Annotated in this window: 5 protein-coding genes and 4 pseudogenes; all 9 read left to right on the top strand. The window is 60.4% G+C overall.

The genetic code is table 11. The features are described from left to right. Positions 1–131 (top strand): annotated as a pseudogene (locus HGP14_RS33215) (transposase); the annotation flags it as partial. Between the two features lie 161 nt (positions 132–292). Continuing rightward, positions 293–1,283: pseudogene (locus HGP14_RS33210) on the top strand (IS5 family transposase). A gap of 648 nt (positions 1,284–1,931) precedes the next feature. Beyond that, positions 1,932–2,915, top strand: coding sequence for a TAXI family TRAP transporter solute-binding subunit (locus HGP14_RS33205; protein WP_168834041.1), 984 nt, complete (start codon positions 1,932–1,934; stop codon positions 2,913–2,915). Between the two features lie 91 nt (positions 2,916–3,006). After that, complete coding sequence (locus HGP14_RS33200) at positions 3,007–5,052, top strand: TRAP transporter permease (RefSeq protein ID WP_168834040.1); 2,046 nt, start codon at positions 3,007–3,009, stop codon at positions 5,050–5,052. Between the two features lie 321 nt (positions 5,053–5,373). Then, a pseudogene (locus HGP14_RS33195) lies at positions 5,374–5,675 on the top strand (MOSC domain-containing protein); the annotation flags it as partial. Then, positions 5,665–5,781 (top strand): annotated as a pseudogene (locus tag HGP14_RS33190) (IS5/IS1182 family transposase); the annotation flags it as partial. The pseudogenes HGP14_RS33195 and HGP14_RS33190, both read left to right, overlap by 11 nt. A gap of 128 nt (positions 5,782–5,909) precedes the next feature. After that, positions 5,910–6,326, top strand: a complete 417-nt coding sequence (locus HGP14_RS33185; protein ID WP_246704737.1) for a molybdopterin-binding protein — start codon at positions 5,910–5,912, stop codon at positions 6,324–6,326. Between the two features lie 89 nt (positions 6,327–6,415). Beyond that, a complete protein-coding gene (locus HGP14_RS33180; protein WP_168834039.1) occupies positions 6,416–6,874 on the top strand; it encodes a (2Fe-2S)-binding protein in 459 nt (152 codons plus the stop codon). A 3-nt stretch (positions 6,875–6,877) separates the two neighbouring features. Beyond that, the gene (locus tag HGP14_RS33175) at positions 6,878–9,076 is read left to right on the top strand and encodes a xanthine dehydrogenase family protein molybdopterin-binding subunit (protein ID WP_168834038.1); all 2,199 of its coding nucleotides are present in this window, start codon (positions 6,878–6,880) and stop codon (positions 9,074–9,076) included. Positions 9,077–9,116 lie beyond the last annotated feature (40 nt).

Below are 9,116 nucleotides of genomic sequence, written 5' to 3'. Positions count from 1 at the left end.
TGGAAGAGAAGCACGGCGCCAAATCCCGCCGGAGCTGGCGCAAATTGCATCTGGCGCTGGACGCCGACAGCGGCGAAATCATCGCTCATGTCATGACCGACCAGGACACGGGTGACGCCTCACAGATGGAATTCATCCGCCTTGGCTGCCGTTTCGACAGCGAAAGCAAAGATAATCGCCGCGTCTGCCCGTCCAACCGTTTTGTCTGTCCTCCCAAACGGCATTGGTGCGCGGATCGTTAATCGCGTTGGCGTAGGTGAGCGGCAATCGCAACAACCGGTCTTTCGCAACGATGCCTTTCAAACACAATGCCGCTCGCCGTCACCGCATTGAGAAGATGAAGTTCAGGGTGACGAACTGGCGTGAATATGAGGCTGGACTTTGCCGCCGCGGCAGCCTGACGCTTTGGGTGACGTCCGAAGCGTTGTCGTCGTGGCAAGCGCCGAGGCGCACGACCCGCGGGGGTCAGCCGCGTTACTCCGATCTGGCGATCGAGACCGCTCTGACGCTGGGCCTGGTGTTCGGCCTGCGGCTGCGTCAGGACAGAGGGCTTACTGACATCGGTGCTGCAACTGATGGGGTTGGATCTCGCCGTCCCCGATCACACGACGCTGAGCCGACGGGCACGGACATGGCGATCGTCTGACAGGCGGCAAGGCCGTTCCATTTCAGTGGCAGGACCTGTGCACGTCCTCATCGACAGCACCGGGCTTGAGATCCACAGCGCCGGCCAGTGGCTGGAGGAAAACCATGGTGCTAGGTCGCGGCGAAGCTGGCGTAAACTGCATCTGGCACTGGATGCCGACAGCGGCGAGATCATCGCCCAAGTCATGACCGACCAGGATACCGGCGATGCCTCGCAGGTGGAGCCGCTGCTCGACCAGATCGACTGCCCGATCAGGCAATTCACGGCCGATGGCGCCTATGACGGCAAACCAACCTACGACGCCGTCGGCAACCACAGCGCTGGCGCTGCGGTCGTCATCCCGCCGCGCGCCAACGCAGTCGAGCGGACCGATACCGAACCCGGTGGCAAGCGGGACCGGCATGTCGCGGCGATCAACACGGACGGCCGGATGACGTGGCAAGCCGGCATCGGCTACGGCACGCGTTCGCTGGTCGAGACCGCGATCGGCAGATACAAGTCGATCATCGGTCGCCGCCTGCGAGCGCGATGCTTCGGGGCGCAACAGACCGAGGTCGCCATCGGCTGCGCCGTCCTCAATCGCATGTTGGCATGTGCACGCCCGAAATCCGTCCGTTGCGGGAAGGCAACCGCGTAGACGACAACATCAAAGAGCGGACTCTGAAAAACACCCGATCCGCGCACCAAAGCCGGTGCCTAGGCTTTATTTGGGCCTTTTGATTAGGCCCAAAAACCTTAAACCATCAATTTCGCTAAGAGGTCTGTCTGTTCCCGAGGCGTACCCTTCATGGACCGAAGGTGTTCCACAATGGCGGTTTTGGTTTCGTCTAATCGGCTCGCCGTCAGTCGTATCCGAGGGCATTGAAATAGCTTTCAAGCTCATCCTCAAGAACACTGCGCAGGACGTCGCAGTCCGCGATCAGCTTCCTAGGGACTTCTTCGACGCGCAGCTTATCGCGGTACCTAACAGCGTCAGCATAGGTCTCGATAGTCTCTTTCCATCAATGGGCAGGGTTCGCACGGCGACGCAGATTGTGGCGGCGCACTAGAATGGACGCCAGTTGGTACCTGAATTTGCCGACCGGTCTGCGCTCCATACTCCCAGCCATGCAAAAGCACGGTCATCGAATAACAGGTACACTCCCACGACTTCTGCACCGGCACATCCTCTGATGCCATCGGTCCTTACCTCATGACAGGCTGCTGTTGGCACTTTTCTCACCCGCTGGTTGACAAGTCAGGTGAAATTTTCCCATGCTCGTCAAAACAGGAGAAAGGGAACACCATGAAAATTAGTAGACGTTTTCTATCCGTCGGCGCGATCGTCGGTGCGCTCGCCATCGGCGCAAGCATGGCAAGCGCGCAGTCGCCTGCCTTCTTCAGGATCGGCACTGGAGGGACAGCGGGGACCTACTATCCGATCGGCGGCCTGATCGCCAACGCGATCTCCGGAGCCGGTGACAAGGGCGTCGCTGGCCTCGTCTCTACAGCAGTCGCATCCAATGGGTCGGTCGCCAATATCAATGCGATCCAGGGTGGATCGATGGAATCCGGCTTTACCCAATCGGACGTCGCCTATTGGGCACATAGCGGCACCGGATTGTATGAAGGCAAAGGCAAGGTTGAGGACCTCCGATTGATCGCCACGCTTTATCCGGAAACGATTCATCTCGTTGCCCGAAAGGGAGCAGGCATCAACTCGGTCGCGGACCTTAAGGGAAAGCGTGTTTCCGTCGATGAGCCGGGCTCCGGCACTATTGTCGACGCACGCATCGTGCTTGGCGCTTACGGATTGAAGGAAAGCGACATCAAGGCCGAGTATTTGAAGCCAGGTCCGGCCGGCGACCGCTTGCGAGACGGCGGACTTGACGCCTATTTCTTCGTTGGCGGATATCCGACCGGTGCAATCTCGGAGCTTGCGACATCCAGCGGCATCTCGCTGGTGCCCATCAGCGGCCCGGAAGTCGACAAGCTGCTGAAGGACTATACCTTCTTCTCAAAGGACACGGTTCCGGCCGGCGTATACAAAGATGTCGGTGAGACACCGACGATTTCAGTCGCGGCGCAGTGGGTCACGAGTGCCAAGCAGTCGGACGATCTCGTTTACAACATCACCAAGGTTCTGTGGAATGATGCGACCCGCGCCTCACTCGACGCGGGGCATGCCAAGGGCAAGATGATCACCTTGCAGAATGCGACGACCAGTCTCGGCATTCCGCTCCATCCCGGCGCGGAGAAATTCTACAAGGAAGCCGGCGTCCTCAAATAGGTTACTTTCAACAAGCTGAGAGCGGGCGGCGGCAGGCGAATGCGTGCCGCCGTATCAGTCTTTAATGTAGGAATTTCGAGGGATACTGGGTATGAGCGCGGAGACCATCGGCAAGACCTCCCCCATGGAGCTGGACGAGGCAAAGGCGCGGGAGCTGGAAGAGAAGTTCGATGCGGAAATTCGATTTCGGCCGTTGGCACCGCTTGCCGCCAGGCTGGTCGGAGCGCTGCTAATCGCATTATCGCTCTTTCATTATTACACAGCCGGTTTTGGCTTGCTTTCGGAGATGCTGCACCGGGGCATCCATCTGTCATTCGTTCTCGGCCTGATCTTCCTCGTTTTCCCCCTTACACGCCGTGGTTGCGATGAACTGGCGGAATCGAGCGTATTGCGGCCGCTCGGAATTTCGATTTTCGATTGGGCATTGGCGATTGCCGCAGTGATCGCGGTCATGCATGTCCCGCTCATTCCACTCGATGACTTGGCCTTTCGTGTCGGAAATCCGACCACGACGGATGTCGTGCTGGGTGGCTTGCTCGTCCTCGTGCTTCTGGAGGCGACCCGCCGCTCGGTGGGGTGGCCCTTGCCGATCATCGCACTGCTCTTCATGGCCTATTCGCTTTACGGGCCGTCTATGCCTGGGATTCTTGTCCATCCCGGCGCAACCTTCTCGCAGCTGATCAATCACCTCTATCTGACGACACAGGGAATATATGGGATCGCACTGGGTGTCGTTGCCACCTATGTCTTTCATTTCGTGCTGTTTGGCGTGTTTGCGACGAGGATCGGGCTTGGCCAGCTGTTCCTCGATTGCGCAGCCTGGCTTGCAGGACGATATGCCGGCGGCCCGGCCAAGATATCCATTTTCGGATCTGCGCTGTTCGGCATGATCTCGGGCTCGTCCGTCGCAAATACCGTGACCGTTGGGTCGCTGACGATCCCGGCCATGATACGGCTCGGCTACAAGCGCACCTTTGCTGGGGCGGTGGAAGCCGCATCATCGACAGGTGGACAGATCACTCCGCCGATCATGGGTGCCGCGGCATTCCTGATGATCGAGTTCTTGGACTTGCCTTACACGACAATCATCCTGGCGGCGATCGTGCCAGCGTTCATGCATTTCTTCGGCGTCCTGGTGCAGGTCCATTTCGAGGCCAAGCGCGAGGGCCTTCGCGGAATGACCGATGATGAAATGCCCGACTTGAAGGAGGCCTTCAAGCGCGACTGGCCGACGATCATCCCGCTCGTTGTGCTGATTGGCATCCTTCTTTCCGGTTATACACCCTATCTCGCCGCATTCTGGGGCATCACGCTCTGCATTGCCGTCGGCCTGATCAATCCCCGCCGCCGTATGTCTGTAAAGGAGGTCTTCGAAGGTCTGCGAGATGGCGCCAAATATGCTCTCGCAGTGGGGGCGGCGGCAGCAACGGTCGGCATCATCGTCGGCGTCGTGACGCTGACCGGCGTCGGCTTCAAGATTTCCTATATCGTCACCACAACGGCGGCTGAGATGGCGGCCTGGATCGGCACCATGGTTCCAGTCGCCTGGTTCGGACCGCAAACCCTGACGCTGCTCTTCACCCTAATCATGACCGGTGTTGTCTGCATCCTGATGGGCTGCGGAATTCCGACAACGGCCAACTATATCATCATGGCGACGATCGCGGCCCCGACACTGGGCATGCTCGGCGTCGAGCCCATTGTCGCACATTTCTTCGTGTTTTATTACGGCGTTCTTGCCGACATAACTCCCCCCGTGGCGCTCGCCGCCTATGCGGCGGCAGGCATGGCTGGCGCTGATCCCTTCAAGACCGGCAACACCGCGTTTCGCCTTGGTCTCGGCAAGGTGCTTGTGCCGTTTGTTTTCGTCTTCTCTCCGTCGCTACTGCTTGTCACAGCTAATTTCTCCTGGCACAATTTTGCGATTGCCTTTGTCGGTTGCGTGCTCGGCATCACTTGCTTGGGCTCCGCTCTTTCCGGCTTCCTTCTCGTTAGGACAAGGGCATGGGAACGGATTTTGCTGATCGTTGCAGCAATCCTACTCGTCGTACCGGAGCTGATCTCATCATTGGTGGGCATTGCTCTGATCCTACCGGTGCTGGTGCATCAGTTTATGCGATCGCGAGCTGCGATTTAGTTCGGATACCGCAACTAGAAACAGGGTCAGTGGCAACGGTCTCTCATATAAACGATACGTATCGTTTGGACAAGATCCGTGCCATGAAAAGAAGCTTGCCCAGCTATTCGTCTTTGGCCGGACTCGAGATCGGCGAAGGGAGATGAAAGCAGCATGGTTGCTCAGCCGCTATCCAACGAAAGTATCGACGACACCTTCGTATAATGGATTGAGCGAGGCTTCGGTTGTTCACTCCCGTAAAGCGGCGTCTCACGGCGGCGTTGTGCAGGGGCGGCGTCTCTGCATGCCCGAAGACCTCGTCGGAACCTTGGAGCACGTGTCATGGTTCGCCTTCTTTCGGTCAACGTCGGCTTGCCCCGCGATGTCGAATGGCAGGGCAGGATCGTGAACACCGCTATCTGGAAGCTTGCAGTCGACGGTACACGCAGGCCCGGCGATTAAACATCGACGGCGACGGGCAGGCGGACCGCGCCGGACATGGTGGCGAGCAGCGTGCGGTGTTCGTGTACCAGATGGAATCCTATCGGTACTAGGAACGGCATCTGGGCCGAAGCGACTTTGTCTATGGCCAATTTGGTGAAAACTTCACCGTCGACGGCCTGCCGGACGCGGAGAGCACGATCCTTCGGTGCCCAGCAGACCGAAGTTGCCCTCGGCTGCGCCGTTCTCAATCGCATGCTGGAATGTGCACGCCCGAAATCCGTCCGCTCCAAAACAAAAACGGCATAACCTCGTCATCAAAGATTGAAATCCGCTCACACCGCCATTGCTGCACCAACGCCATGCAATTGTCGTCGCAACGGTCTCGACCAGCACCACGTTCGATCTTTCCCAGGTTCCCATCCGGCAAATGCAGGTTGTTTTCGACCCTCACATACCCGCCAGGCAGCGGTCGTGGTGACGCAGGCAGCCTCGGCTTTCCCGAAGGCGCAGAGCTAAGGGAGCCGCGCGAGTGGCTTGCGCGCGGCCAGCTCTACAATTCGAACCGCACCATGATCAGCTCCATCCTGGCGGGCGAGCCTTGGGCAAAGGTGGTCGACTACGGCATCGTCCCCGATAGCCGAGCAGCTCTGGGTGAGGTGTTGGGTGAAGCTGCGAAGTCCTGCGACGTGCTGGTGACGACCGGTGGCGTCTCCGCCGGTGAGGAAGACCACATCGTCGGCGCGCTTGGCGACCATGGCGTCGATCACATTTTCCGTTGCCTGGGCTGTCGTTCGATCACGATCTCGCGATTGGCGATCGGGTCGCTTGTTGGCGTGCCGGCGTGGTCATAATTTGCCGCTGCTACCTAATTCGAATAACGTCGGTTCCCCGCCAGCAAAACGATACGCGATAGCCAGCGGAAACATGAGGAGAGCAAGCCATGGTCGCATTCACCCTCAATGGCGAAGCGAAAACACTCGACGTCGATCCCGAAATGCCCCTGCTTTGGGCGATCCGGGACGTCATCGGGTTGACGGGGACGAAATTTGGCTGCGGCATGGCCCAGTGTGGAGCCTGCACGGTCCATATCGACGGCACGCCGACACGCTCGTGCCAGACAAGCGTCGGCGAGATAGAAGGTGCTTCGATCATCACCATCGAAGGTATTTCCGGCAAGGTCGGCGAGACGGTTCAGACCGTTTGGGCCGAGATGGACGTGCCGCAATGCGGCTACTGCCAGTCCGGTCAGATCATGTCGGCAACCGCCCTTCTGACCGAGACGCCGAAGCCCACCGACGACGACATCGATTCGGCTATGAGCGGCAATCTCTGCCGTTGCGCTACCTATCACCGCATCCGCGCGGCGATCCACGAAGCCGCGCACCGTCTGGAGGCCTGAGCCATGTTGCCATTCCGAATGAAGAAAGAAGCCGTCCAGCCCACGCGTCGCCAATTCCTCATCGGCACGGCGGCCGCTGCCGGACTTGCCGTCGGCTACCGGCTCATCGCCGCCCAACCGGCGATGGCGCAGTCCGCGTCCGCCGCCCCGGCGGCCAACCCGTTCCAAACCTATGTCGAGATCACACCGGAGAACAAGGTCGTCGTCCATTCCTCGCAGTTCGAAATGGGGCAAGGCTCCTATTTCGGCATCGCCACGCTGGTGATGGAAGAACTCGACGGCGACTGGGCGCAGGTCGATGTGGTAGGCGGTGCCGGCAACCCCGCGCTCTACGGCAACCTCGCCTGGGGCGGGGTCATGCAGGGCACAGGCGGCTCCACCTCCATGACCTCGTCATGGGTACGCTACCGCAAGGCGGGCGCTGCGGCGCGGACCATGCTGGTGGCGGCGGCAGCGAAGAACTGGAACGTTCCGGCAGACGAGATCACGGTTGCCGGCGGTGTCGTCTCGCATGGCACGGGCAAGCGCGCAACCTTCGGCGAACTGGCGCAGGCCGCCGCTGAAATGCCGGTCCCGAACGATGTGGAACTGAAGCCGCGTGACAAGTGGACCCAGATCGGCGCGCACGATCTCAAGCGCTACGACTCACACGGCAAGACCAACGGCACCCAAGCCTACACGATCGATCTGAAGATGGATGGTCTTGTGACCGCCGTCATGATCCACCCGCCGAAATTCGGCGCGGAGGTCGAAAGCTTCGACGCGGCCAAGGCCAAGGCGCTTGACGGCGTCGTCGACGTTGTCCAGACGCCGCGCGGCATCGCCGTCATCGGCACCAATATGTGGACCGCCCTGAAAGGCCGCGATCTGGTCGAGGTGAAGTGGAACGAGGCCAAGGCCGAGAACCGCGGCACCGCCGAGATCATAGCCGAATACAACAAGGCCGCCGACGGTCCGGCAGCCGCCACCGCCCGCAATGATGGCGACGTCGACGCTGCGCTGGCGAGCGCCCATAAGGTGATCGAAGGACATTACGAGTTTCCCTATCTCGTTCATGCTTCGATCGAACCGCTCAATGCGGTCGCCCGCGTCAACGAGGACGGCACCATCGACGTTTGGGGCGGGCACCAGATGCCCGACATCTATCAGGCGGCCGCAGCCCAGGTGGGCGGCACGACGCCGGACAAGGTGAAGCTGCATGTGATGAAGACCGGCGGCAGTTTTGGCCGCCGCGCGGTCTCGGATGCCGACCTCGTGGTCGAGGCGGTCGCGACCGCGCGCGCGCTCGGCCCCGGCAAACCGGTGAAGGTACAGTGGACGCGCGAGAACGACATGCGCGGCGGGCGATACCGCCCGGCCTATGTCCACGCAATCAAGGCGGGTCTGGACAAGGACGGCAAGATCGTCGGTCTCTACGATCATATCGTCGGCCAGTCGATCATGAACGGTTCGCCCCTCGCGGCGATGATAAGGGACGGCATCGACCCGACCTCGGTCGAGGGCGCATCGAACCTGCCCTACGCCATCCCAAACCTGAAGGTTGACCTGACGACGAGCGACGTGAAGATCCCCGTCCTGTGGTGGCGCTCAGTCGGCTCCACTCACACGGCCTATGTGGTGGAGACCTTCATCGACGAACTCGCCACCGCCGCCAATCGCGACCAGGTCGAGTTCCGCCTGTCGATGCTGGAAGACCACCCGCGTCATGCCGCTGTGTTGAAGCTGGCGGCAGAGAAGGCGGATTGGGGCAAGCCACTGCCGGAAGGCCACTTCCGTGGCGTGGCGCTCCATGAAAGCTTCTCGACCTTTGTCGCCGAGGTGGTCGAGATCACCTACACGGGCGGCAGCGACTTCACCGTTGACCGGGTCGTCTGCGCGGTGGATTGCGGCACGGCGATCAATCCCGACCAGATCCGCGCCCAGATGGAGGGCGGCATCGGCTTCGGGTTGGGTGCGATTCTGCAGGAGGAGTTGACGCTGACAGGCGGCGTGGTCGATCAGGATAACTACGACACCTATACGCCACTGCGTATCGACCAGATGCCGCGCGTGGAGGTGCATATCGTGCCTTCGGACGAGCCGCCCACCGGCGTTGGAGAGCCCGGCGTGCCGCCGATCGGACCAGCCGTCGGCAATGCACTGCGCGCGGCGACCGGCAAGACCATTCGCAAGCTGCCGCTGATCAAGAACCTATCAGCGTAAAAAGGCGAACCATAAGCAAACGGCCGCGATGAAAAGAAAT

It is taken from the genome of Rhizobium sp. P32RR-XVIII, from assembly GCF_012641395.1.
Taxonomy (GTDB): domain Bacteria; phylum Pseudomonadota; class Alphaproteobacteria; order Rhizobiales; family Rhizobiaceae; genus Rhizobium.
The sequence above is the reverse complement of the archived record's forward strand: the minus strand, read 5'-3'. Positions and strand labels throughout refer to the sequence as shown.

What these genes read in the sequence shown, in the direction of transcription:
- HGP14_RS33205 (WP_168834041.1), top strand. Translation starts at nt 1,932, where the DNA reads ATGAAAATTAGTAGACGTTTTCTATCCGTCGGCGCGATCGTCGGTGCG.
- HGP14_RS33200 (WP_168834040.1), top strand. Translation starts at nt 3,007, where the DNA reads ATGAGCGCGGAGACCATCGGCAAGACCTCCCCCATGGAGCTGGACGAG.
- HGP14_RS33180 (WP_168834039.1), top strand. Translation starts at nt 6,416, where the DNA reads ATGGTCGCATTCACCCTCAATGGCGAAGCGAAAACACTCGACGTCGAT.
- HGP14_RS33175 (WP_168834038.1), top strand. Translation starts at nt 6,878, where the DNA reads ATGTTGCCATTCCGAATGAAGAAAGAAGCCGTCCAGCCCACGCGTCGC.